Below are 25,715 nucleotides of genomic sequence, written 5' to 3' on the forward strand. Positions count from 1 at the left end.
TGTATTGAAAATTAATTAGAGAAAGGATGTAAGTATTAGCTCAAATATTGACTATACTTCACCATCAACTCAGTTCACCTCTGATGTAAATGACAGCACTCTTTTTAAAAAAGATGATCGGAATTTTATAAATATTCTAGGTGTAGAACAATTAAATACGTTAGAAAATATATCTTTGCTTGATATTTTTCTAAGTAGGAATAAGGTGATAGAGCCTCACTATCATCAAAATGCAGCAGAACTTGTTTATTGTATTTCTGGTGCTGCCATTGTTTCTATATTTAATCCCTTTACAAAAGAGATTAAAAACTATCCTATCGAGCCTGGCCAAGTCGCCAATGTACCGCAAGGATGGTGGCATTATGAAATTGCTACTGAGAATGACACGCATTTACTGGCTATTTTTGATGCGCCAACTCCTGAAGTTATTTTAGGTTCAGATATTTTGAAATTTACACCTTCCAATGTTATAGCTCACACGTATTGTTTAGATGAAACTCAGTGGAAGAAAACAATCGCGCCTATTGTACCTTCAACATATATTGGCCCACCTAAAGACTGCAACCGTGTAAAATCAACTTCTGAAAAGCAAAAAGATCAAAAGGAGCAAAAAGATCCTCATCCTAGACATAAAAATAAGTATAGACCTTCACAATTTATGAACCCATATCCGCCATATCACTATCCATATATGAATCCATATATGAATCCTTATGGCTCATATTATTAAGCAATAGTAAAAAGTGGAAAATCGTTTTATACGAGTGTATGACTCGACATCAAAAGCTCTACACCTTTCATCGCATAAAAAATAAATAAAAAGGAAAATCTATATGTTAAAGTCATAGCTTCGTTATTACTAAAAGAGGTGTAGAAAATGGAATTATTTCCAGTGATCCATACGAATTTTTGGGATGCTGTAATAGCAGTTCCAGCTGTGTTACTTATTACACAGCTAATTAAGGTGTTTATGCATATTCAACCTAAATATGTTCCCGCGATCGCCCTTGTTATTGGCTTGGTTATTTCTATCTTCATTAGCCATAGGCATAATCTTATTGCAGGAATATTTATGGGCTTTTTTTATGGCTACGCAGCTATTGGAAACTTTGCTGCATTAAAAACAACCATTAATAGCTTTAAAAGCAAGAAATTAAAGGAATAAACCTTTCAGCTTATCTACAATAAAGTGTAACAATAAGCAAAGGTTGATTTTCACTCCGAGTTGGCGCTTTCCGCGCAAGCTAATCCCGCAGGAGTCGCCACTCTCCGTGAAAAATCAACAGCTCCTCATCTTTAGTATGAGTAGACAAGCTGAAGCGAAATAGCATTATAATTTTGATTAAACCGTCAAAAATTCAGAATTATTAAACCTTCATGCAGATTTATACAATCAGGAGTAGCGTTTGTCTACAATCTGACAGAAATACGTATTGTGATGAATTCATTTTTAAATGAATACTTTGAAGATTTATCGGAACAAAATCTCATTTTATCGGAACAATTTTAGCTTTTATCGGAATATTTTCTCGTTTTATCGGAACAATTTCAGTTTTTATCAACTATGAGCGGCTCATCGGACACCCTCAGGAAAACGCAATCACCCCTACGTTACGATTATCAGACCCTTTTATTGTAAAAAATGATTAGAATTTCATTTGCCAGCACATCCTAATCTCATAATTAATGAACGAGAGTTAGGATGTGTAACTATGGAATTGGTAAATGAAAATCTAGCAACATTACGATTTAAGGAAATTTTTAAGCTTTGGACACAGATCGGCGTTAATAATGGCTATATAGCTTCAAATCATGCATTTTTCAAGCACGCTGTTGATAAAAAGTTGAAGGCTATTATCGTGGATTTTGTGAAATGTTTAAAAGAAGAAAATAAACACCTAACAACATTATTAAAGGAAAATGGGGTACTTGCTCCTTCTACCTCAATCGACTACTCAAAGTTAAGAATGGGAAATATTCGAGGAAAAGCAGCCATTAATGATACAGACATCAGTACCATTTTATCAATGCATATTGCTTCTTCACTTATTTCAGTTAGTCAAGCTTTAGAAATATCTGTTAAGAAGAAGCATACTGCAAAATATGGAGAACTTCATATGAGGTATGCCATACTTGGCGCAAAGCTAATACGGCTCAGCAATGACAAAGGCTGGCTACTAGCATCTACTACAATGTAATGTTAAGAAGCTCTCGTTTCAACAAAACGAGAGCTTCAATATTTTTTCCTCATTATCGACTTCTCACGAACAATAGCTTGTACCACTGATTCACGATGAACGGTAGCACAGACAAGCTATAAATAAAGCCTAATTGTGCGGTACTTAATGTAGCAACTTCAAACACACCTGTAAGTAATGGAATAAACAATACTGCGTGTAAACTTAAAAAACCGATTAAGAATGCAAGCCAAGTATATTTATTAGAAAATAATCCAATGACGAAGATAGATTCTTTAGCTCTTGAGTTAAAGCCATGCACTAATCGTGACAAGCATAATGTTGTAAATGCCATAGTGCTTGCCGTTAAAGTATCTCCCGTGGACAATCCAATTTCAAAGGCAATAGTTGTAGAAATGGCAATTAGTAATCCTTCAAGCACCACTTGAGTAGTAAATGTTTTATTTAATAGTGGTGTATGAATATTTCGGGGCTTGTCCTTCATTGTTTTTTTATTGTTCGGCTCTAGACCGATTGCAATTGCCGGTAAACTATCCGTTAGTAAATTAATAAATAATAGATGCACAGGCGCAAAAGGAACTGGTAAACCTAATATGGTTGCATATAAAACAACAAAAATGGCACCTGCATTCCCCGATAATAAGAACAAAATAGCGTTTTTAATATTCGTATAGATACTCCTACCGTTTGCAATAGCCTTAACAATCGTTGAAAAATTATCATCGGTTAAAATCATAGAGGAGGCATCTTTTGCTACCTCTGTGCCGGTGATGCCCATCGCCACACCAATATCAGACTGTTTTAGGGCAGGGCCATCATTAACACCATCTCCTGTCATGGCGACGACATGCCCTTTTTCCTGCCACGCTTTAACGATACGAATTTTTTGAACCGGTGTTACTCGGGCATAAACAGAAAAATCCTTAACCTTTTCTTGAAGCTCCTGATCTGTTAGCCCTTCTATTTCATGCCCTTCAATCGCTTCAGAGGGATCATTTAAAATCCCGATTTGATTGGCAATAGCTGTTGCCGTAATTTTATGATCCCCTGTAATCATCACCGGTTTGATACCAGCTTTTATACATTTTTCAACCGCACCTTTAGATTCTTGTCTTGGAGGATCTATCATCGCGACTAAACCAACAAAGATTAAATCTTTTTCAGCCCTTACATCGATTGCTTGATTTCCCTTTACTTCTTTGTAGGCAACTGCTAGCACTCTTAACCCATTCATAGAAAAATCACGATTTACCGCTTCGATTTTTTGGCGTTGTTGTTTTGTAATATTAACTATACCCTGAGAAGTTTCAATTTTTATAATTTTAGGAAGAAGGACATCTAGTGCTCCTTTTGTAATCATAATAGATTGCTGATTGATATTATTTACAGTACTCATGAGCTTTCTATCTGAATCAAAAGGGATTTCGGCCACTCTTGGATAATGATCTCTTACCAGTAATTCGTCAAAATCATATTGCTTCCCTAATTTTACGAGTGCAATCTCAGTAGGATCACCGATTTCCTTACCGTCCCTTTCCACAGCATCACTACATAATATTGCCTTTAACATAAGATCTTTCTCAACTGCATTTTCAGTGTGTAGCTGATCATGTGGAATAATTTTTCCATCCACATATACCCCTTGAACAACCATTTTATTTTCAGTTAATGTTCCTGTTTTATCTGAACAAATGACAGATACACTGCCAAGACTTTCAACAGCATAAAGCTTTCGAATAATGGCATTTTCCTTTGCCATTTTTTGTGTTCCAAAGGCTAGTACAATGGTAACAATCGAGCTTAATGCTTCTGGAATTGCTGCAACGGCAAGTGAAACAGCAAACATAAACGATTCTACAAGCGCACGTCCTCTAATAAGGTCAATCACTAAAATAGCTAAACAGATTAACGTAATCCCTAAAGCTAATTTTTCTCCGAAATGATCTAAACTTACTTGTAAAGGTGTTTTCTTCTCTTTCGCAGTATCAAGTAAATTGGCAATTTTGCCGATTTCAGTTTGCATTCCGATAGCTGTAACCATGACAATACCACGACCAGTTGTCACAAAGCTTCCAGAGTATACCATGTTCTTTTTATCAGCAACCGTTACATTGTCTTCCTTGATAGGATCGACACTTTTCGCTACAGCGATTGATTCACCCGTTAGCGAGCTTTCATTGATATGCAAATTATGACTTTCTAATAATCTCCCATCTGCATTTATATAATCGCCAGCCTCCAAATAAAGAACATCTCCAACGACTATATCCTCCGAAGAAATCTCTATGAGCTGATTATTGCGCATTACTTTGGCAATTGGAGAGGTTAAGGCTTTTAAGTTATCCAAAGACTGTTCTGCCTTGACATGTTGTACAGTGCCTAGGATAGCGTTTAATATAACGACAATCATAATTACAATCGTGCTTCCTACTTCACCTAATAGAAATGAAACGAAAGCAGCGATGATTAAAATAATGACTAATAAATCTTTAAACTGTCCAAAGAAAACGGCGAATGCACTTGTTTTTTTTCCTTCCTCTAATACATTATAGCCGTATACTTCTTGCCTCTTTTGAACGTCATAATCACTCAATCCTTGATCTGTCACGTTCAAAGTTTGCATAACTTCAGCTGATGATTGTTGATGATATTCTGACATTCGATTCCCCCTCCATTTGAAATTATTAGACAATCATGCTAATTAAGTAACTGTTGTTATTAGTTAATAAGTTAGATTCCCATCAGTAGACCCCTTTGAATTATCTATCTTAGGCAGAGAGAAAATTATATGTCCTAAAAATAGTATTGAATCATCAGACTCTCTATCTACTCGAGCCCCTAAAATACTTTAACTACAACAATCTATTCCTTGCCCTATTCCAGTATGATAATATTCGGTATAGAAATTAAATATTTGTTTATAGGTGAAAATAGTATATAAAGTGAAACTTGAATCAGTGGGGTTTCCTTTATCTCCACTGATCTTCACCAATCGGACATTTATGAGCAATTCATGCGGGATAAATCGCGATGACCTTTAAGCCAATTGGGCACAATCATCTCCTCTTGCTAGCGATGTGCGCACAAAAAAGACATTTGGAATATGGCTACTCCAAATGCCCTTCGTCATATGCATAGACTCCCTATAGGCCAGTCTTGCAATTATTTTATTGTTTTATTCGTGACTAATAAATAATCAAGTGCACTCATTCTAGTAAGCTTATGAGTAAATTTTATAGCATCTGCCTGCGAGTCAAACATAAAGTTTTCGAGTTCGTCTGTTGGTATATATTGATCAGCGATTTTTCGTTTTAGTTTTCGTACAGATAAAGTGTGTGAATCCTCTTCATATAAAATAATAGCACCCACATTTCGGTAAAGCGTCTGGTCAACCGTTGCGACAACTTTCACATTTGATCCTTGAAATTCTGTTAAATCTATCTGCATGTATTTACCAACCTCCTCTAAACTTACATTCTATCTCTCTCTATCATTGTCCTTCTTTTTCAGCAGTATTTTTGGATATTTCATCCAAAAACTCCACTCTAACTAGGAGTTGTTGTGAGCCGATTTCATCTCTAGTTCAACCCCATGTGAACCTGGCGCTCTTTTTAGAGAGAAAATAGCACAACCTAGCGCACATAAAACTAAAATGGCACCGAAGCTAGCTAAATGCGTAACCGATCCTGTAACAGCAAACATAGCTCCACCGACAGCTGAACCTATGGATATACCGATTTGTAATGCAGCCGTATTTAAGCTTTGTTGAATATCAGATGTTTTTGGATCAGTTTGAATTAAATAATTTTGTAATGGCGGTGTAAGAGCCCAGCTAAGTGCACCCCATAAAACTGTTACTACTAAAAAGAGTGGTAAAGCAACAATCGTGTAAGGAATACTAAATAATACAACGGCGAATGTAGAGACAATCAATAGAATGGCTTTACCAGTACCAATTTTGTCACTTAGCCAACCACCTAGAGCATTCCCACTGACAGACGCGATTCCGAAGATTAGATAACAGATACTAATCCAAGAGGCACTCATATCAAATGCTTCTACTAAAAATGGTGTTAAATATGCGTAAAGCATATAATGACCAGCCAGCATAAATAGTGTTATTAATTGTGCACTTAAGATTTTTAAGTTGGCTAATGATTTCATTTGAGCCTTTAATGGGACAACTTCTACAACTGGCATTTTTTCAAGAAGTAACGCAATAAGAATCATAGATACAGTTGAAAGAAGCGCTATTCCTAAGAACACAGCTCGCCATCCAAATGCTTCTGCCACAAATATCCCCATTGGCACACCGATGACAAGTGCAGAACTGACACCCATGAACACAAGCCCTAAAGCTTTTGCACGATGTCTTGGTTCAACAAGTTTTGTTGTAATCGTTAAGGATAAAACGATGACCAATGCAGTACTCATCGCTGTGAAAATTCTAGCAATCATGACGATCAAGAACGTCGTACTAAAATACGTCATAAGATTACCTAAAGTAAAAATAAATAAAGAAATAAGATAAAGACGCTTCCTTTCCACTTTTGCGGTTAATGATAAAAGGACAGGCGCAGATATTGCATAGACAAGAGCAAATAGTGTAATTAATTGTCCCGCTGTTGCTAAGGACACATTTAAATCCTCTGCAATTGTTGGCAATATACCACCTACAATTAATTCCACCAATCCTACCGCAAAGGTAGTAACGGCAAGAATATACACTCTCCAATTCATAGTAATCACCCTTCTATTACACTTTCATTTTTGTAGGGAGATTTAAAAGAAAAAAATCCTGACTACAAAAATAAAGCAAAATTTTTGTAGTCAGGATTTTATGGTTCCTGGTAGAGACCCTCAATCCATATCATTGAGGTTATACAGATCAAATATTTACGTTAGATATATTAGCACATTGAATTTTGCATGACAACAATTTTTTATTATTCTCTCTTCCTTATCATTCATAAAATCGGTTCACTATAGCACTTTCAATCATTGAAATGCAAACGCTTACCTAATAAAAAATCATTTCAAGAGAGAGAAATTTTAGATTTTTGCTTATATTTTTTAAAGTTTGACCATACATACTAATATAACAGGAACATTGCGAGGTGATTGTTTGCGTATAGTAGGTTTAGTATGCTATTTTTTATTGTTGTTTTATGGTGTAGAACCAGTAGTAGAAGAGCTCTCAATCGATAAACCAGCAATCATTTCTCCTAGTCTGAGCAAACAGCAAGTCCCCATAAAAGAAACTTTTGAAAATTCAACAGTTTGCGTCTATTACCCCACTTATAAAGTTTGCAAAGCATTATCAGCAAACTAAAAAAGTAAAAAAAGAGGTCACTACCCAAGTTGCCTCTTTTTTTACTGAAAGTCCCAATTTATTTTATTTTGAACCGATATGGAAACGACTAAACGGATATATTGTTAATTTAGCTTCACCATAGATGGCATCTTTAGAAATTAAGCCATAGTGGCGGCTATCAGAACTTTTTAAACGGTTGTCCCCCAGTACAAAATACATACCCTCAGGAACCTTTTTTTCATTTACTAATTGCTCTAACGTGAAATTTTCTGTAATTCGTAATTGATTAGGATCATCTGTTTGGCGATTCACATAATCTTCTTTATAAGCTTTGCCATTTACATACAAAACATCGTCTTTCATTTCAACTGTATCACCTGGCAGGCCAATTACTCGTTTAATATATAGTTCATCTTCTGTTGGTGATTGAAAGACAATTTGATCAAAGTGGTCAATTTTACTCATTTTACTTACAATAATAAGATCTTTATCATGATAAGTTGGGTACATAGAAGCCCCTTGCACTTTAATCGGTGCAAATAAAAATTGCTTACAGCCTAAAACAATAATAGCTGTAATTACAATAATTTTAAGATAGGATATTAATTCTTTTTTGAAACTTGATCTCTCTTGTTGCATGCTCATTCCCCGATACTGTTTTTTTATAGTATAACATTTTCTACAGTATATTGACGAATTAATCACATAAATTGTTTCAAGTTTACCAAAATAGCTCATCACCAAATGTGAGGTTGATTTCGTTCTGACCGGGCGCTTTCCTGGAGACGTCAATAAGCCGCTTGAGTCAAAAAGATGCTGATCACGAAGGCGGTCCCCCTACTCGTTTCGCTCCATGGTCCCATCTGTGACGCTGTAGCCCATGTGAAAACCATTAACTAAAGAAACGCTCAGGTCCTAGGGAAAACCGATCCGCTCAGCCCGAAATCCGCTCAGGTCTTAGGGAAAACCGATCCAGCCGGCCCAAGATCTGATCAGGTCAACCGAAGAACAGCTCAGGTCCGAAAGAAAACTAATCCGCTCAGCCCAAAATTCGCGGATACGTTTTAACAAATGTCATCCCTAATTTTTTGGTGACTAGCCACAAAAAATAGACAAAGCTACTTAATAGCTTTGCCTATATGCATTCTATTTTTTATTTTTCGATTATGAATGGTTACTTTGCGTAGTAGAGTGGTGCTGCTCATTCATTAAGTCTACTACTAAAACAATACCGGTATGTAATGCAACTGCTAATAAAATTGTGCCTATGATCATCACAATCACTCCCTCAACCATTTCTAATGCAATTATACACTAAATTTTCTGATATTTCAAACATTTGAATGAAATAAAAAAACCATTCAACTAGGCATGCACCCTACCTGAATGATTTTTTTATGTTTTACATGAAAATTTTTAAGCACAATAGTTGTAAATAACGTATAGCTGAACTGACTGGTTTTTTTTGAACTTTACGCTTAGGCACATAGCTTTGCATGCAATTATTTAGAGCTGTATACCTAAGCACCTGGGTCCTCCCATTCATTTTTCTCCCTCCCTTCATTGTCAAAATATTTACAGCTATCACTCAAATTGTTACTCTTTAGTATTTATTGCAAATGGACTTTTAATTCCGATTTGATTTTTTCTAGCTCTGTCTCTTCAGGGATGAAATACCATATGTGGTCAATCCTTTTGCCATCTCCCTCTTTAAACGACAATTGCTCAATATTACCATCCATTTTTTTATAAATACTTTGTAGTTGGATTAAGTCCTTCATCGAAAAATTCATACGAACATTTTCTCCTACTACATCAAGCATATCTGTAGCCTTTAATAATATAGAAGATGTCGACGAGGCTTTTTTCAGAACCGCTTCAATAATTTGTCGTTGGCGAATTTGACGACCAAAATCACCGCGTGGATCTTCATAACGAATACGTGAAAAAACTAGTGCCTTATCACCGTCTAAAGTGATCTCACCCTTCGGATAATGGTAGGAATCATAAGTTAAATCCATGTCATTATCAATCGTTACTCCACCAATCGTGTCGATAATTTGCAAGAAGCCATCCATATTAATAAACACATAATAATCAATTGGTATATCTAAAAAATGCTCCACCGTATTCACCGCCATTGGGACGCCTCCAAATGCATAGGCATGGTTGATTTTATCGACGGAATTATGGCCAATAATTTCTGTCCGTGTATCTCGTGGTATACTGAGCATCTTCATTGTGTGTTTTTCAGGATTCACCGTAATAACTATCATCGTGTCTGAACGGCCACTATCATTTTTACGTTCATCCACTCCAAGCATTAACACCGAAAACGGGTCCTTTTTCGTAACTATTTTTTGTTCTTTATTGTCATCACCTGTCGCTTCAATTAATGGTGTATTTATTTTATTCATCGTTTTTTGGATTGTATAATAAGCAGTACCTATAAAAATCAAAAAAATTGTTAATAAGCTACCTACTATCCATAGCCAAATTTTCTTCTTGCTCTTTTTCTTTGAGCGTTTCATATTTTTTTCCATACATAAGTCCTCTCTTGCAAAATTTACCCCTCTTTTTGACGTTTTAAGTTGGAAAAAAGTTAATATGTCTAATTATATGCATATTGGACGAAAAAAAGACGTACACTAGTATTTACTAAATGTACGATAAAGTATTCCTTGATTTGTAAATGATCCCTCATTTATTAGTGTCAGCTAAATTTATGAAAAAGCGACTTACATAATTCCACTATGTTTATACGAAATTTTACTAGAAAACAAAATTAATAAATGACATTAGCAAAAGGCTTTACAGTGCCCCGAGCCTTTTTAACAGACATCAATCAATTATGCCTGGCATAATTGCGTCCAGAGGCTTTAGGCCAACAGATTTTTTTTTGCGCGAAAGCGTAGCGTCAGCAGCAGATGTTTTTTGTGCGCGAAAGCGTAGCGGCAGCAACGTGTTTTATCTGTGCGAAAGCGAAGCGACAGCAAAAGGGTTTTATCTGCGCGAAAGCGAAGCGGCAGCGGCAACAACACGATGTTGGTCACTCGGGCGTTTTCACAGGATGTGAAGTTCTTAGCCTTAGTTCCTCTTTTCAGCGGATGTTTGGACACCCGCTGCAAGAAGTTATAGATTAGTCATTATAAAGTTTAAAGCTATATTGATCGAAATATCGTTGAATACTCATCGCTGCATATTGGATAATTTTCACTATTTCAGGAAGTTTCTCCGCCGTTGGTTTCCGATAAACTGGGCCCGCTAAGGTTAAAGAAGCAATAATTTCACCTTTGCTATTAAAAAGTGGTACACCAATCCCAAATACAGAATGAGAATATTCACCTGTCGTAAAACACCAGCCTTGATTTCGAATCTTCTCTAAATCTAATAACATCTCATCTGGGTCTGTGATGGTTTCTGGAGTGAATTTCTCCATCCCTTTACTCATAATGTCCACCTGTCTATTTTCTGGAAGAAAGGCCATGATTGTCTTACAAGAAGCACCTATGTAAAGTGGTGTTCTCGTTCCAATTGAAACCGAGAATTTAATAGTTTGCGAACTCTCTGCAATCTCTACTGTTACTCCATCTGTTCCGTCCAGCCACGTTAAAAATACGGACTCTTTTATTTCCTCTGAAAGTTTTTTCATTATAGGTAAAACAAAATCTGAAAGATTCAATTTTTCTTTTACCATTTGACCGAATTCTAAAAAACGAAGCCCCAACTCATATTTTTTCGTCTCAGGATTTTGGATTAAAAAGCCATGATTTTCAAACGTTGACAAGATCCTATAAATAATGGAGTGACTAATATTCATTTCTTTCGCTAATTCACGCACGCCCCATGTAGGAGTTTGTTTACTAAAATATTTAAGAACTTCTAAAGAGTTATCTAAAGTTTTTAATGTCATCTCACACCTCTTTGTCTCTATATTAGAACCGCGATATTATTATAAAATGAATCTAGATAATTTTCAATAATTCCAACTTTTTCTATTATTAGTTATTTACTATAACGAGGGGATGCTTTTTATTTTGACTGACTCGGGCGCTTTCCTAGAGGACATCCGATGATCAGCTTGGGTTAGCAATTGTGATGGGCCATATTTTTTCTCCATAAAAAAAGCCGTTCCACACTGAAACGACCTTTTTTGTTTATACACTTTTGTCTTGTATGCCTTGCATTAATTTTTCTTGAATCTGCATTATTGTGCAATCATCCTTACATTTCATTGGCAATCTGTTTGACAATTTCATCAATAGTTGGGATAGCTGAAGTTTTATTGGCCTGTGTCAAAATACTAAAGATATACCACTTTCCACTTTTTCCTTTTACATAACCACTCAAAGAATATGTTCCAGAAATATAGCCTGTTTTAGCAGATACACTATAGCCCTTCATACGATTTTCTAAAGTCGCACCAACAAGGCTGCCTTTTCTTCCTGCATGCGGTAATGCATCTAAATATGAGTTATACCAGGATTTACTTCGAACTTTATATAATAATAGACTTTCTTGCATACTATTAACTCGATTTCGATGACTTAAACCTGAACCGTCTTCAAAATACCACTGATCCATAGTAAGCCCATTATCACTACCATATGTACGAATTGCTTGGATGCCAGCCGACCAGCTTCCTTCACCAAGTAGCTCTCGTCCAAGCTGTTTTGTCAACATATCACCCATGCCATTAATGCTTAACTTTAAATATTTAAAGTTAATATCAGTTAATGGCTTTGAATACGAAATACCTACTCGCTGTGCATTCTCAGGCACCTTCCCAGTGTTAAGAGGCATTGTTTGGATACCTTTTGCTACTAATTTTTCTCGAAATACATCGAGTGTATATAAGGTTGGATTATAGACAGTTACATATGTACTTTTCTGTGAACCTGCTGGTAAGTTACCAGTTACAATGATTCGATCTGTACCATATTCTCTTGTTATTTTTACAGTGCTTTTCTCGCCCTTTTTAACAATTTTCGTTTTGTTAACAACGGGAATTGTACTTGCAAACGGAACAAGCTGAACATTAGCCGTAGTGCCAACCTTTGAGCCTGTCACTTTCACTTGCACATTTGCAATATCATATTGATCATTTGGCGAAATCGTTAACGCTGAAATACGTGAAGCATAAGGTTGATCCTCTTCTTGAGGTACAATTCCCTTCGGTAAACGATCTTCATCAAACCACGTATCATCCCCGATTAAGGAACCCGTAATTTTCGAGATACCCATTTTTTTTAATCCATTGGCGAATGATTCTAAATGACTAGGTAAAAGCGTTGGATCTCCCCCGCCCTGTAAATAAATATTACCGTAAAGTACACCATTTTCAATTGCCCCATCGACATATGTCTTCGTAGCAAAGCGGTAATCATGTCCTAATAAATCCAATGCAGCGGCACTAACTAAAAGCTTGTGAGTAGAAGCTGGGCGGATCATTTTTTCACCATTATTATTGTAGAGCACATTCCCTGTTTCTAAATCTCGTACGGTCATGCTGTACTCGTTGTTCTTCCAATTCTTCGCAATAATGCTATTCACTTTTGTTGTCATCATTTGCTCACTAGCACCTGCCTTCTCAACAAAGATGATGGTCGAGTAACAGACCATTAAAATTATTACTAAAAAATTAATTTTCTTTTTCATAGACCCTCCAATTGGCAAATTTCTACTTTTCATGCTTTTATTCTACGGAAAAAATTAGCATTTTACAATAAAACACTTTTTTATTTTACAAAGAATAATGTGTCATCTTTTTTATTCGACAAGAATAAACTGTAATAGCTAGCTAAATCATTTTCGGGAAAGGAGTTGTTTATAAATGGGTGCTAAATGGATAAAGATTTCAGTTTTATATTTAGTGATTGTTTTGGCCTTTGGACTGTTTATGCATTATACAATTCAACTCGAATGGAAGACGACACATGCACATATTGGTGTGGTGGGTTGGCTTACAACTGGTTTTATCGGCTTAATTTATTCCGTATATAAAGATGCCGCCGAGACAGGATTAGCCAAAGCACAATTTTGGTTTTACAATATCGGATTGCCGTTCCTCTTTGTTGGTATGATGATGGTTTATATAGATGTACCGCGCTGGTTATTTGAGCTCTTTGTATCTGGTGGCGGCATAGCAGTGGCAATTTCAGTGCTGTTCTTTGTTGTCAATGTCTTTAAAAATGTAAAATCTTAAATAGAAAGCCCCACTTTTTTCATAAAGTGGGGCTTCATTTATACCATTCTCCATGTAATCATTCAAATTATTGTTGCAATGAATTCGCCTGCATTTGATACATTTTTTCGTAAATGCCACCCTGTACTAATAGCTCATCATGTGTGCCGCGCTCAACAATCTTACCTTGATTTAAGACAAGAATACGATCTGCATTTTTAATAGTAGAAAGTCGGTGAGCGATAATGAATGTTGTACGTCCTTTTTTCAACACATCCATCGCATGCTGAATAATCTCCTCTGTTTCCGTATCGATATTAGAAGTAGCCTCATCTAAAATTAATATAGCCGGGTCAAAGGCAAGCGCACGCGCAAAGGAAATTAGCTGACGCTGTCCAGATGACAGTGTGCTCCCCTTCTCGATAACAGGCTCATCATAGCCATTTGGCAAGTTCGCCAAAACACGTTCCCCACCAACAGCCTTTAATGAGGTTTCTATTTTTTCTCGCGAAATTTTAGGATTATTCAGGCTGACGTTCGAAGCGATAGTACCTGTAAATAAGTATGGGTCCTGTAGAACAATACCCATATGTTCACGCATTGTTTGACGAGGAACCGAAGTGATATCAATTCCATCAATCGTAATTTTCCCTTTAGATGGGTCATAGAAACGGAACAATAAGTTCATAATAGAACTTTTCCCAGATCCTGTATGACCTACTAAGGCAATGGTTTCACCTTGATGTGCTTCAAATGAAAGGTTTTTCAATACATATTCATCATTTTTATAAGCAAAGGAAACATCTTCGAACACCACATTTCCTTTATATCTAGGTAAACTTTTTTCAGATACTGGTTCCCCGTTAATATCTAACACCTCAAAAACACGCTTTCCTGCAACAAGTGAGCGCTCAAGCTGAGAAAATTGATTGACGATATTCGTGATCGGATTAAATAATCTCGTTAAGTAATCGACAAAGGCATATAATGCCCCCGCAGAAATAACTTCCGTTGCCGTAAATGACTGTGTACCAAAGTAAAAAATAAAGATCGTAAACATAAGAAGTCTTAATGTATTAACAAGGTTGAAGGAAGTTGCAGAATCAAGGAAGAGCAGCTTACGTTCATATGCATAATGCTCATTATTCATGTCATCAAATTCCTTCGTCATTTGCTGCTCACGACGGAATGCTTGAATAATCGTCATCCCTTGAATCGATTCATTAATCATTGCGTTAATATCGGCAATTTTCGTTCTGATAACATCATTATATTTCGAAGCAACTTTACGGTATAAAATCATCCATAAATAAACGACTGGTACCATAGTCAATGCTAGAAATGCCATTTTCCAATTTAAAATGAAGAGTGCGATATATACACCCACAATAGAAATTAAACTCGTAACGAAGTTTGAAAGTACTTGAACATATAAATTACGAACAGCCTCGGTATCATTCGTGACACGGGCTACAATTTTCCCCGCTGGTAAATTATCGAAGTATTGAATTGGCAATGTTTGAATATGCTCAAATACATCCTTACGTAATTTTTGTACAACACGGTTGGCACCCATTTGTAAATAGATATACATAAAATAGCGCAAAACAGCTGTAGCTATTGCTAAAATTAAATAGACAAGTAATAGCCAAGTAATTGGTTTTAATTCAATGCTGCCAACTGTCATGTAATTATCAATGATATGCTTCGCAATAAACGGCCCAACAAGCTCCGTAAAGACGGCGATTGTTAAGAAAAACAGTCCAAGTAGTATCGGTTTTTTAAAATACATTGCATAGCGTGTTAAACGTTGACTCGTACTCATGAGGCACCCCCTTCTAGCTGCTGACGGTCAAATTGCTCTTTATACCATCCTTGTTGTGAAAGAAGCTGCTCATGTGTTCCCTGCTCTACAATTTGGCCTTCATCTAGCACGATAATTAAATCGGCGTGCTGAATTCCTGATAAACGATGCGTAGTAATAATCGTCGTTTTATCTTGTCGTTCTCGCTGTATATTCTCAATAATTCTTGCCTCTGTTTTTGCGTCTACAGCAGAAAGCGAGTCATCAAGCATTAAAATTTCAGGGTCTTTAATAAGAGCACGCGCAATTGAAACGCGTTGCTTTTGACCACCTGAAAGAGATACACCCTTTTCACCAACAAGTGTCTCAAGGCCCATTGGTAAATTGTTTAAATCCTTTTCAAAGTATGCTGCACGAATCGCCTGGTGCAATTCAGCCTGTGTAGCATCTTCTTTTCCGAATAAAATATTTTCACGAATGGTACGTGAGAATAGAACATGATCCTGTGGAACATAACCAATCCAGTCGAGTAACTGTTCCTTCGTTTGTGCAGTAATATCGACTCCATCAATCGATAGCTGTCCCTCACCGACTGGATATTCGCGTAATAATTGTCGCAGGAAGGTCGTTTTTCCCGCTCCTGTTTTACCAACAATCCCAAGTGTTTGCCCCTTTTTCAACGACAACGAAATTTCCTGGAGGTTTTTCACCTGACTCATCGGATATTGAAATGTTAAATCATCAAAGCCAATCGCATTTGGTGTCGCAATCGTTTGTGGATTCGTAATATTCCGAACATCTGCCTCATAGTTTAGCGTTTCCTGTACACGATCAAGAGAAGCGTTACCTTGCTGCATCACATTGATAAGTTCCCCAATTGCAAATATTGGCCAAACTGCTAGCCCCAAGTAAACATTGAACGTTACAAGCTGCCCAACTGTCATAGCCTCAGTCGCTACTAGATGAGCACCATAGCCAAGCGCTACAACATAACTAATCCCAGTACCGACCTTTGTAATCGGTCCAAATAAGGCGTTAATTTTTGCGGTATGCATATTTTTTTCATAGACAATCTCGCTCATCTCTGCAAAATTTGCTTCGTCCTTTTTTTCTTGTACGTATGCCCGTACAACTCGCACACCTGCAACCGACTCTAGAACACTATCATTCAGCTCTCCAAAAACATCTTGTGCCTTCATATAGCGTTCATGCACAATCTTCCCTAAATATTGAATAAGGATGGCCATGATCGGCACTGGCAGCATTGCAAAAAAAGTAAGCTTCCACGAAATCATAAAACCCATGGCAAAAATAATAAAGCTCATGTAGATTGTGGAATCAATCAGTGTCATAATCCCGAAGCCAGCAGTCAACGACACTGCGTTTAAATCATTCGTCGCACGGGCCATTAAATCTCCGGTACGATTTTTCTCATAAAACGTTGGTGTCATGCGCAAAAAATGCTGCATAAGGTTTCGACGTAAAATTTTCTCTAGGTTAATTGCCCCTTCAAATAATCTGAATTGCCACACAAAATTAAGGACATAACCCCCAATCATGATACACACAAAAATCAAAATATACTTCGTTAAAAGAGCTGTTGTCATTTCTCCAGCAGTCAATATATCAATAATTGACCCTAGTAAATACGGTGGAACAACTTCTAAGCCACTTGCTATCATTAATAGCAAAACGGCTATTGTATATTGCTTCCAGTATTTCTTAAAAAACCAACTTAATTTACTTAAAACATCAAACATACGTTATAACCTTCTTTCTCTAGTGCTGTTAAAGCTTTGCTACCCACTATCCATAAATTTCTTGATGAAAATCATTTTTTGTACTTTGTTTCGCATACACATGCACTCCCTTTTTTGTTATCACTACAACCCTTTTTTGCAACAAAAAAAGACACATCCCCCAAAAAAAGAGCATGTGTCTCTTAATAAAAGGCAAGGTATAACCCATGCCTTTATTGTAATGTAAAATAAAATGTTAGAAGACATGGACAATGTATGCAGTTGTGCTTTGATATGATACTGGTAAAATTAACATCGTCATGCCCTCCTTTACTAAAGTTTGTTATAGTGTTCTTGAAGATTATCACACCTTAGAAATATTTGTCAACTAACTCACTGTTATTTTTTACGTTTTTCAGGAAATAATTAACGCTTTAGAGCAGCGAATTGCTAAAAGTAAAAATCTAGGACAAAAAGTAAAAACTAAAATTTAGAATTTAAAACTACAACTTTTTGTATTGACTTTCACGTCACGTAAACCTTTATGGTTAATTTGTATGAACCTAAAGGAGGAAATAGACATGAATGAATTTTATCAAATGCCCTTATTCGTAAAGCTAAAAGTAAGAGATATTGAAAAGTCAAAGGAATGGTATGCAAACGTAATCAATTATGCCTCGGCATAATTGCGTCCGGAATCGGCTTTGTGCAACAAAGAACTCCTTTCCGATTCTGTGACATCCGCCGGAGGCTTTAACTTCTTTCAGTGGGTGTTTGGACACCCGCTGAAAGAAGTTAAATTTCAATTCAGTATTTGATTTTCCAGATGCTAACGGAACAACTTCAATGACACACTTAAGAGGCGCAAAGTACCAAGACATAATGTTATTGAAGGATGAAGAAGTCAACACTTTTGACTCAGTCATTATTAATTTATTCTCTAGTGATATTCATAGTATTTATCAAGCCGCACTGGAAAATAAAACGAATATTATTCAACAACCGACAGTTCAACCATGGAATGCAAAAGAATTATCTTTAGAAGATCCAGATGGATATGTTTTTACAATAACGGAAAGTCTTGATGCCAATAAAGATTTTGCTACTGTCATTGACAATGTTAAAGGTCAATTATAGTAATAATAAATTATGACATGATTGCGACAGCAGAAACAAGTTCATCTGTTACACTACTTGTGTGAAGCAGAGGCTGTATGTATACACGTGCGATGGCAGAGTGGCTAAAAGAATCAAGTTCCATTTACGATGAAGGAAATAAAATCGGTAAGAAGTGTCCTTGATTCCTACAAATAGACAATACGATTGGCTGTGTTAACTAATTAACCTTCACTACTACTCCAACATTCACTATTATGGTTTGCCGCAGTTAAACGAAATAATAGAAACTATCTTTATTTTCAAGAAGAGCGAAAGTCAACAATCTTCTATTTTTCAATTAAAACATGTTATTGAAACATCGCTGGAGGACCCTATCGAACAAAGCTAGTTCGATAGGGTCCAAATCAATTTATCGGAACAAATTCAAGGTTTATCGGAACAAATTTTCGATTTATCGGAACAATTTCAAGGTTTATCGCCCTAATTTTTAAATTTATCGCCTAACTTTAGTTTATCACCCAACTTTTTTTATTTATCGCCTAACTTTTTTAATTTATCACCCAACTTTTTAAATTTATTACCTAACTTTTTTAATTTATCACCCAACTTTAATTTAACACCTAACTATTATCTAAAATGGGCATCTCATGATACACTTTTTAATATAGACATTTTAGTAAGGAGTCTTTACGTTGAAATCATTTTTAGCTGTTGGAATTGGCGGATTTTTGGGTGCCATCTGTCGATATAGCCTCGGTCTAGCACTTTCAAATAACGGTGGTTTTCCATTTGCGACACTTTGCATAAACTTAATTGGCTGCTTTTGTTTAGCATGGCTATTTACAACGTTTACAAAACGTACGCCTATTATTTTAGGAATTGGTACTGGCTTTTTTGGTGCCTTTACAACCTTTTCGACATTTTCTTTAGAAACGCTATTACTTTTACAGGATAGTAAATGGCTACAAGCCGGTCTTTATATTTTAGTGAGTGTATTTGGCGGTTTAGCTTGTGCATGGCTAGGATTTAAACTAGCAAAGGGGCGCATCGTATGATAATTATTGGTATCGGTGGATTTTTGGGTGCACTAACGAGATTTTATCTAGGAAAATTGATTGTCCATACATACCCATGGGCAACGTTTTTGATCAATATAACGGGTTCTTTTGCGCTTGGCTTTCTATTTGCATCACATCCAAGTGATTGGATTTGGCATTTTATAGGGATTGGTTTTTTAGGGGCCTATACGACTTTTTCAACATTTGGTTTTGAATGTTTACAGCTCTTGGAGCAGAAAAAATGGAGACAAGCGATTGTTTATATATGCACTACAGTTTTATTCGGTTTACTTTTCGCTGCACTTGGCTTTTTCCTTGTGTAGCAGTATTTTTGAGAAACTAGAGGTGATTTTGTGACACAGCCATCAATCGAACAATTACAAGCGCTTGAAGTTGAAATTGAACAAACACTATATACTTTAATCGACCTAGAACTAGAAGAAAACTTTCCAGAAATGAATACTCGCTTTGCACTCTTACTTGCAAAGGTACAGGCTGCACAGTTAATTGATTATAAACTAGACGTCCTCGTTGATCCTCAAGCATTTGCAACAGAAACATGTATTCTACTTCAAAGTTTAATAGAGGCAAAGGCTAGACCACATAAAAGACAACGACTTCTAACACATCGTATGATTTTAAAAATATGGCTGCGTAAAAATCAACGCTTTATGACGGAATTTTTACCACAAATGTTTTAGGCGCCTCTCGATGTCTCAAGGGCGCCTCCTTTTAAAGTTGTAATTGTTACAACACTTCTTTTATTTTCCCTTCAATTGTTACATCAAATTTCCATAGCAGTACAAAAAATCGCAGTTTCCTATCCTCTGATCCCTGTTATTTGTTCAAATTTCCTCCATAAATATTTCAGAATGTAACTTTGGAGTAAAGTTTGAATAAAAATATGTTGCAAATATTGATTTTTTATTTTAATATTTATTATTGTGAAAAAAAATAATATATTTGCTTCTTATCAAGAGAGATGGAGGGACTGGCCCGATGAAATCTCGGCAGCGGAACTTATGATTTAAGTTACTGTGCCAAATCCAGCAGGCAAAGGCTTGATAGATAAGAGGAGTGTTTTATAGATATAAGGCCTCTTCTTGTTGGTACAAGAAGAGGCCTTTTTTTCGTAAAAAAGAATGGACAAAAGACGTGTCCAATTTTATTTTTTGGAGGTAGACATGAAGAAAGGGAATCCATGGGCGCTGATCCCATTTGTTGTTTTTTTGATCTTATTTATTGGTTCAGGGGTTATTACAGGTGATTTTTACGCATTTCCAGTCATTGTAGCCATTTCCATTTCAGGTGCTGTGGCTCTGGCGATGAATCGAAAAGAATCGTTTTCGCAAAAGGTTGATATTTTTTGTAAAGGCGCAGGAAATTTAAATGTCATGCTGATGGTTGTTATTTTTCTCTTGGCTGGTGCCTTTTCAGAGGTAGCAAAAGGCATGGGGGCAGTGGATTCCACTGTTAACTTTGCTTTATCGGTCGTTCCACCAAACTTGCTTGTCGTAGGCCTGTTCATCATTGCCTGCTTTATCTCCCTGTCTATGGGTACATCGGTGGGAACGATTGTTGCACTGGCGCCAATTGGAGTTGGGATAAGCGGGCATATCGACCTTTCCATGGCTTTAGTAATGGCAGCGATTGTTGGCGGTTCGATGTTTGGCGATAATTTATCTTTTATTTCAGATACAACAATTACTGCCGTTCGTTCACAAGGCGCACAAATGAAGGATAAATTTAAGGTGAATTTTTGGATTGTGTTGCCAGCAGCTATTGTAACGAGCATCATTTTAGGGGTTATCACAATGGGTGAAACGGGACAAGTCGAGCATTTAAGCTATAGTTGGATAAAAATTGTTCCCTATGTTTTGGTTATTATTTTTGCGTTAGCTGGAATGAATGTTTTCCTTGTTCTAGCATTTGGGATTGTTCTTGCCGGGGCTGTTGGCTTAGCGGATGGCAGCTATCATTTAATGAGCCTTTTGCAAAAGATTGGCGAAGGAATGTCAGGCATGTATGAAATGGCATTTCTTGCGATATTAATAGCTGGCATGGTGGAGATTATAAAGTTTAACGGAGGAATTGACTTTCTGCTTTACCTTGCGACACGAAGAATTAAATCGAAAAAAGGTGCTGAATTTGGCATTGCTGGCCTAGTGGGCTTAACTAATTTATCTACGGCCAATAATACGATTGCTATTTTAATTGCTGGTCCGCTTGCAAAAAATATTGCTGAACAGTATGAGATTGAGCCGAGAAAGTCCGCAAGTATATTAGATATTTTCTCCTGTACGATCCAAGGCATTCTGCCATACGGAGCCCAATTCCTCGCAGCCGCAAGCGTAGCCGGAATTTCGCCAGTGAGCATGCTACAATACTCGTTCTATCCAATCCTTATAGGAATTTGCGGAATTATCGCTATCCTCATCGGATACCCGGCAAAAAAGACAGCCTGAACTTCATCACTTTAAAGTGACGGATGAATCTTTAGAATGATTTCAAATTAAAATAATCCAATCGTTTTGAAAAAAGATTAATCAAAACGATTGGATTTTTTATTTGAGGCAAGTCTGCAAGCTCGCTTTAATTAAAATAAGTTGGCACCTGTTAAAATTACCGTACTTTTTGAGGATTGAACTACTCACTTAAAAGTTCAATTGTCATGTTTTCCTACTCCATTCATGGCATCATCATATGGTGTATAGGTCATAGTAGGTACTTTCTTTTTCACAAAAACGCGATAAATTGCACGAACCAAAATGCTTGAAAAAATCAGACTTACAATAAGCGCAACGCTATTCCCAATATTCATTCCATCTTATCCTTTCTCACCGAGTAGTTAGTTATGGTTTTCCTATTTTGTAGGTGTACTACCAATTAATGTAGGCAACTGTACTATTATATTGTCATCAAACATTTGACATGCTCAGATTGTAAAAATAATTATCCCAAAACACACTTTAATTATATGATATTTCGACAATAAGTCAGTTTTTCCTGTGGTTCGGTGCATCTATTTCTTTTTCAGCAAAGACTTCATTACTGCAGGCATTCGCCGTGCCATTTCTTTCAAAGAAGTTGCTGTTTTTTTGCGCTTCGCTTTCGCACAAGAAAACATCTGTTCCCCGATGCGCCCAGTTGGAACGGAAATCAATCCCCTCGTTTTGCCGAACACCCTTACTTTATTTAATAGCATAATTTCATTGACATAATAATTTTTCAACAACATGAAAAAACAGCTGATAAGCTTCAGCTGTTCGTTCTTTATATATGCTTAGATTTCAATCGTAGGTTTTTCCACATATGATAGTAAACTCCACCAGAAGTCATCACTGCTGGAACAGTAAAAACAAAGGAATATGTAAATCCTTGCTCTGCAATGTGTTGAATTATCCCAGTCGTAAATGTCATAAATACCCACAAAACCATCGTTATAGTAAGGGCAATGGATGCTGCTAGATTTACAGGCTTTGCAAGACGCGCTAATTTATCAATAGAAGACTCAGCGTCACTATAAATGGGTGTAGTTTCTGGTACTGCCTTAAAAATATGCATATCTGCACTAGAACAAACATGTGTCCAGCCACCGAAAGCAAATAGCTCAAAATACTCCTCTTCTTCATCCTTCCGTAATTTACGATAATCAATACTAAAAATGACGTCTTCTGGTTCACCCTTCTCTAGCCCATAGCCAGCAAATCCAAATCTTTTTAAATGCCAGCCCTTTGCTGCTTTTTCGCTTAATTTTTTCATATCGCGCTCCTCAGAAAAAGCTAAACCATATGATGCCATATATCTCCTATTTCTCACTATTTTTGCCCCCCTTGTAGTCCCTGCTCTGCCAACTGAATCATAACCTTTCTTCTTTCGATATCTTCGAGCAATATTTCTCGACCTTTATCCGTTAAGACATAGACCTTTCTGCGAGAATCCGAATCATCGTGTAGCTGAATAAGCTGTTCAGCTAATAGTTTTTTTATAATTGTATAAAGGGATGCTGGACCAACTACGAAAGTACCCTTTGTTGTCTCCTCTATTAAACTCATGACCGCATAGCCGTGTCGTGGCTCTGTTAAGGCAGCCATAATATAAAAAACAGAATCTGTTAACTGCTCTAATGATTTCATTGTCTACACCTCCAATATATCATAAAACGATATATCATTAAATAATATATCATTTTGTGATACATTGAGCAACTCTATAAAAAATCCCCTCCAAGTCGTTACTTGGAGGGGATAAATAATACAATGCTCTGTAATTTTCACCGAACTGGACGATTCCAACGTAGCTGATATCTGAACATTTCTTTTTTCGTATCCTTATCTAACAATAAAAACTCATCTCCTGCTTGAATCGCGTAGTAGTTCTCTAAAGTACGAACACCCGGATTTTTTTGCTCAGCGTTAACAACACCTATATTTTCTTCCCAAATAATGCGATGGTTTTTCATATCATATGATAATACGATACTGTCTGCACTTTCTCGCTTCGTTTGTCGATAAGATACAATGGCTGTTTGTTGTTGCAGATCAACATCTAATAAAGCCGGCTCAAGATTCTTGTATGCTTGAATAGAAGGTTCAGCTAATACATTGCTACTAAATTCTCGAACCTCTTGATAATCCTCCAACGGTTGATTATACGAAGCAAAGTAACCTGGAATATCGGATTCTATGAAAAATTTTGTAGAAAGATATGTTTCCGCTTTGTGATCTTCGCTTAAATTTTTGCCATCAAAGCGATAAAATTTTCCATCGACACCCTCTAAATAAAGATTATTTTGCAACAAGACTATATTGTGGGAACCATTATCTAAAACATCAATTAACTGTTTATGTTTTTCCGTAAATTCTTTTTCAGAAAGCTTTTCTTTTCCAGTTTGAATATCTAAGAGGGAAAGTTTTCCGTATTCATCATCACGATGATGAACAAGAAGTCCGCCCATAAAATTGCCAATGAGTGTCTCTTTACTTGAAGAAGATTTCGTCCACTGTTTTTCACCTGTTTGCAAATTAATTGCTACAATTTGATGATGTGAAATAATTTGCGTAATGCCATTAGTTGTACCATTATTTTCAGATCCTTCAACCATTTGGACAGCAATTTTCTGTGCATCATCTGTATAAATAGGAGATTCGGAATTGATTGGGAAGCTTCGACCAGCTAAACCAAAAACAATCATCAAAAGATTACCTAAAAAAGCGTAAAGGATAAAAGTAATGATAAGAGCAAGATTAAGTCGGCGTTTGAACAAAGCATACAATAATAATAAAAGCCCAACGCCAATGATGATACCTAGAAAGATATCGTGGACAAACCAACCATTAAAGCGCCACGAATCAATATATCGTTGAAAAAAATTGCCCAATTCTCCTCCTCCTCACAGACTGTTTTTCAAATTTAACTAAAATCAGAATAAAGGACATAGCGACCACATTCTAAGCATTGAAATAAATACCCTTGATGATGCCCATTATTCATCAGTGATTCTGACAACTCCTCAGTAGAAAAACCAGTATAATTTTCAAATTGTTCTGTAATGCCCAACTCCACTAACTCACTCCAGCCAACATAGCCAATAAATGCACAATAATCTGAGCAATGAGCCATCCAATTATTACCTTGCCAACTTACATAACCAGGCGTTCTACACATTACCTCCTCAGTAAAGTCGGAATTGACAACATTCTCATCATTGATTAGATCTTGCTGGAAAGAACCGTCGTATTTTTTAGCAACTGTACCACTATGTATACATGTAGGACAGAGATAATCAACCTCTTCAACTGCGTAAATACCTCCAGTATAATAAACATCTACTTCCTGTTCGCAGCAATCACAAGTTACAACTTCTTCCGCTTCAAAGATTTTAGATTTTAATGGGTCTGGCAAATACTTAAATTTAGGTATTATTGTTTTAATTATTTTATCCTCTCTAATTTTACAAGGATACAAAGGCTTCACACAATTCGGATTATCTATGTAATATTTTATTGATCCAAATTTTTTCTGATCTTTCTTGTTCCCTAAATCCATAACTGAAGTAAAAATTTTATATGCATCAGAATACATTCTAAGCATACAGTAGATATCTACGAGGATCCTCAAATTCCCTTCAGTTACCTCTTGAAGTTTCACTTTTTCCTTGAACTCATGCATTCGATTAATGCTAACAGGATCAGAAGGATTGAAATTTTTTCTTTGTTCATGCCATTCTTCTAAAATAAACGTAGTCATATTTTAACACCTTCTAATTGAAATAATCGTTTTAACGTTTCTCGATTTAA

Annotated in this window: 24 protein-coding genes and 2 riboswitches; of the genes, 9 read left to right on the top strand and 15 right to left on the bottom strand. The window is 36.3% G+C overall.

Annotation, left to right across the window (positions count from 1 at the left end; genetic code table 11):
• The first annotated feature begins 34 nt into the window (after positions 1 to 34).
• The 3 genes from ABH968_RS16735 (at position 35) to ABH968_RS16745 (ending at position 2,198) form a co-directional block, all read left to right on the top strand.
• Positions 35 to 730, top strand: a complete 696-nt coding sequence (locus ABH968_RS16735; protein ID WP_370045846.1) for a cupin domain-containing protein — start codon at positions 35 to 37, stop codon at positions 728 to 730.
• A 147-nt stretch (positions 731 to 877) separates the two neighbouring features.
• Positions 878 to 1,165, top strand: coding sequence for a hypothetical protein (locus ABH968_RS16740; protein ID WP_370045715.1), 288 nt, complete (start codon positions 878 to 880; stop codon positions 1,163 to 1,165).
• Positions 1,166 to 1,712: 547 nt separating this feature from the next.
• Positions 1,713 to 2,198: a DUF3231 family protein gene (locus ABH968_RS16745; RefSeq protein ID WP_370045717.1), complete on the top strand. Its 486-nt coding sequence runs from the start codon at positions 1,713 to 1,715 to the stop codon at positions 2,196 to 2,198.
• 52 nt (positions 2,199 to 2,250) lie between these two features.
• On the opposite strand, the gene ABH968_RS16750 is transcribed toward ABH968_RS16745, so the two are convergent.
• The 8 genes from ABH968_RS16750 to dacB all read right to left on the bottom strand — a co-directional run bounded on the left by ABH968_RS16750 (position 2,251) and on the right by dacB (position 13,170).
• On the bottom strand, positions 2,251 to 4,857 hold the full coding sequence (locus tag ABH968_RS16750) for a cation-translocating P-type ATPase (RefSeq protein ID WP_370045719.1): 2,607 nt from the start codon (positions 4,855 to 4,857) through the stop codon (positions 2,251 to 2,253).
• Between the two features lie 503 nt (positions 4,858 to 5,360).
• Positions 5,361 to 5,645 carry a hypothetical protein gene (locus ABH968_RS16755; RefSeq protein ID WP_370045721.1) on the bottom strand — a complete coding sequence of 95 codons (285 nt, stop codon included), beginning with the start codon at positions 5,643 to 5,645 and terminating at the stop codon, positions 5,361 to 5,363.
• 102 nt (positions 5,646 to 5,747) lie between these two features.
• Complete coding sequence (locus ABH968_RS16760; protein ID WP_370045723.1) at positions 5,748 to 6,938, bottom strand: MFS transporter; 1,191 nt, start codon at positions 6,936 to 6,938, stop codon at positions 5,748 to 5,750.
• Positions 6,939 to 7,005: 67 nt separating this feature from the next.
• Positions 7,006 to 7,105: riboswitch (purine riboswitch) on the bottom strand.
• A 488-nt stretch (positions 7,106 to 7,593) separates the two neighbouring features.
• Complete coding sequence (gene lepB, locus ABH968_RS16765) at positions 7,594 to 8,151, bottom strand: signal peptidase I (RefSeq protein ID WP_370045724.1); 558 nt, start codon at positions 8,149 to 8,151, stop codon at positions 7,594 to 7,596.
• Between the two features lie 525 nt (positions 8,152 to 8,676).
• Entirely contained in the window at positions 8,677 to 8,787 is a 111-nt protein-coding gene (locus ABH968_RS16770; RefSeq protein WP_370045726.1) for a transcriptional regulator, read from the bottom strand.
• Between the two features lie 335 nt (positions 8,788 to 9,122).
• Entirely contained in the window at positions 9,123 to 10,055 is a 933-nt protein-coding gene (locus ABH968_RS16775; protein WP_370045728.1) for an LCP family glycopolymer transferase, read from the bottom strand.
• A gap of 596 nt (positions 10,056 to 10,651) precedes the next feature.
• Complete coding sequence (locus tag ABH968_RS16780; RefSeq protein ID WP_370045729.1) at positions 10,652 to 11,425, bottom strand: IclR family transcriptional regulator; 774 nt, start codon at positions 11,423 to 11,425, stop codon at positions 10,652 to 10,654.
• A gap of 311 nt (positions 11,426 to 11,736) precedes the next feature.
• The gene (dacB, locus tag ABH968_RS16785; RefSeq protein WP_370045731.1) at positions 11,737 to 13,170 is read right to left on the bottom strand and encodes a D-alanyl-D-alanine carboxypeptidase/D-alanyl-D-alanine endopeptidase; all 1,434 of its coding nucleotides are present in this window, start codon (positions 13,168 to 13,170) and stop codon (positions 11,737 to 11,739) included.
• A 175-nt stretch (positions 13,171 to 13,345) separates the two neighbouring features.
• Between dacB and ABH968_RS16790 the strand changes: the two genes are divergently transcribed.
• Positions 13,346 to 13,717 (top strand): hypothetical protein, encoded by a 372-nt coding sequence (locus tag ABH968_RS16790; RefSeq protein WP_370045733.1) that lies wholly within the window; start codon positions 13,346 to 13,348, stop codon positions 13,715 to 13,717.
• A 67-nt stretch (positions 13,718 to 13,784) separates the two neighbouring features.
• Here the strand turns inward: ABH968_RS16790 and ABH968_RS16795 are convergent, their stop codons facing one another.
• A complete protein-coding gene (locus ABH968_RS16795) occupies positions 13,785 to 15,521 on the bottom strand; it encodes an ABC transporter ATP-binding protein (RefSeq protein WP_370045735.1) in 1,737 nt (578 codons plus the stop codon).
• Positions 15,518 to 17,260: an ABC transporter ATP-binding protein gene (locus ABH968_RS16800; protein WP_370045737.1), complete on the bottom strand. Its 1,743-nt coding sequence runs from the start codon at positions 17,258 to 17,260 to the stop codon at positions 15,518 to 15,520. The genes ABH968_RS16795 and ABH968_RS16800 overlap by 4 nt, the downstream gene beginning before the upstream one ends.
• A gap of 825 nt (positions 17,261 to 18,085) precedes the next feature.
• Here ABH968_RS16800 and ABH968_RS16805 point away from each other — a divergent pair.
• The 5 genes from ABH968_RS16805 to ABH968_RS16825 all read left to right on the top strand — a co-directional run bounded on the left by ABH968_RS16805 (position 18,086) and on the right by ABH968_RS16825 (position 21,881).
• A complete protein-coding gene (locus ABH968_RS16805) occupies positions 18,086 to 18,376 on the top strand; it encodes a VOC family protein (RefSeq protein WP_370045739.1) in 291 nt (96 codons plus the stop codon).
• A 674-nt stretch (positions 18,377 to 19,050) separates the two neighbouring features.
• Positions 19,051 to 19,413, top strand: coding sequence for a fluoride efflux transporter CrcB (gene crcB / locus ABH968_RS16810; protein WP_370045740.1), 363 nt, complete (start codon positions 19,051 to 19,053; stop codon positions 19,411 to 19,413).
• The gene (gene crcB / locus ABH968_RS16815; RefSeq protein ID WP_370045742.1) at positions 19,410 to 19,739 is read left to right on the top strand and encodes a fluoride efflux transporter CrcB; all 330 of its coding nucleotides are present in this window, start codon (positions 19,410 to 19,412) and stop codon (positions 19,737 to 19,739) included. Before crcB (ABH968_RS16810) ends, crcB (ABH968_RS16815) begins: the two co-directional genes overlap by 4 nt.
• Before the next feature lie 30 nt (positions 19,740 to 19,769).
• The gene (locus ABH968_RS16820; RefSeq protein ID WP_370045744.1) at positions 19,770 to 20,117 is read left to right on the top strand and encodes a hypothetical protein; all 348 of its coding nucleotides are present in this window, start codon (positions 19,770 to 19,772) and stop codon (positions 20,115 to 20,117) included.
• Positions 20,118 to 20,383: 266 nt separating this feature from the next.
• Positions 20,384 to 20,491, top strand: a riboswitch (SAM riboswitch).
• A 109-nt stretch (positions 20,492 to 20,600) separates the two neighbouring features.
• On the top strand, positions 20,601 to 21,881 hold the full coding sequence (locus tag ABH968_RS16825; RefSeq protein WP_370045746.1) for a Na+/H+ antiporter NhaC family protein: 1,281 nt from the start codon (positions 20,601 to 20,603) through the stop codon (positions 21,879 to 21,881).
• Between the two features lie 197 nt (positions 21,882 to 22,078).
• Here the strand turns inward: ABH968_RS16825 and ABH968_RS16830 are convergent, their stop codons facing one another.
• The 5 genes from ABH968_RS16830 to ABH968_RS16850 form a co-directional block, all read right to left on the bottom strand.
• Positions 22,079 to 22,237 (bottom strand): DUF3951 domain-containing protein, encoded by a 159-nt coding sequence (locus ABH968_RS16830; RefSeq protein WP_370045747.1) that lies wholly within the window; start codon positions 22,235 to 22,237, stop codon positions 22,079 to 22,081.
• A 452-nt stretch (positions 22,238 to 22,689) separates the two neighbouring features.
• Positions 22,690 to 23,235, bottom strand: coding sequence for a DUF2812 domain-containing protein (locus ABH968_RS16835; protein WP_370045748.1), 546 nt, complete (start codon positions 23,233 to 23,235; stop codon positions 22,690 to 22,692).
• On the bottom strand, positions 23,235 to 23,552 hold the full coding sequence (locus ABH968_RS16840) for a PadR family transcriptional regulator (RefSeq protein ID WP_370045750.1): 318 nt from the start codon (positions 23,550 to 23,552) through the stop codon (positions 23,235 to 23,237). Before ABH968_RS16840 ends, ABH968_RS16835 begins: the two co-directional genes overlap by 1 nt.
• 137 nt (positions 23,553 to 23,689) lie before the next feature.
• Positions 23,690 to 24,796, bottom strand: coding sequence for a PA2928 family protein (locus ABH968_RS16845; protein ID WP_370045752.1), 1,107 nt, complete (start codon positions 24,794 to 24,796; stop codon positions 23,690 to 23,692).
• Positions 24,797 to 24,828: 32 nt separating this feature from the next.
• The gene (locus ABH968_RS16850; protein WP_370045754.1) at positions 24,829 to 25,665 is read right to left on the bottom strand and encodes a CbrC family protein; all 837 of its coding nucleotides are present in this window, start codon (positions 25,663 to 25,665) and stop codon (positions 24,829 to 24,831) included.
• Between the last annotated feature and the right edge of the window lie 50 nt (positions 25,666 to 25,715).

The sequence above is a fragment of the Lysinibacillus sp. RC79 genome (assembly GCF_041262405.1).
GTDB lineage: Bacteria > Bacillota > Bacilli > Bacillales_A > Planococcaceae > Lysinibacillus.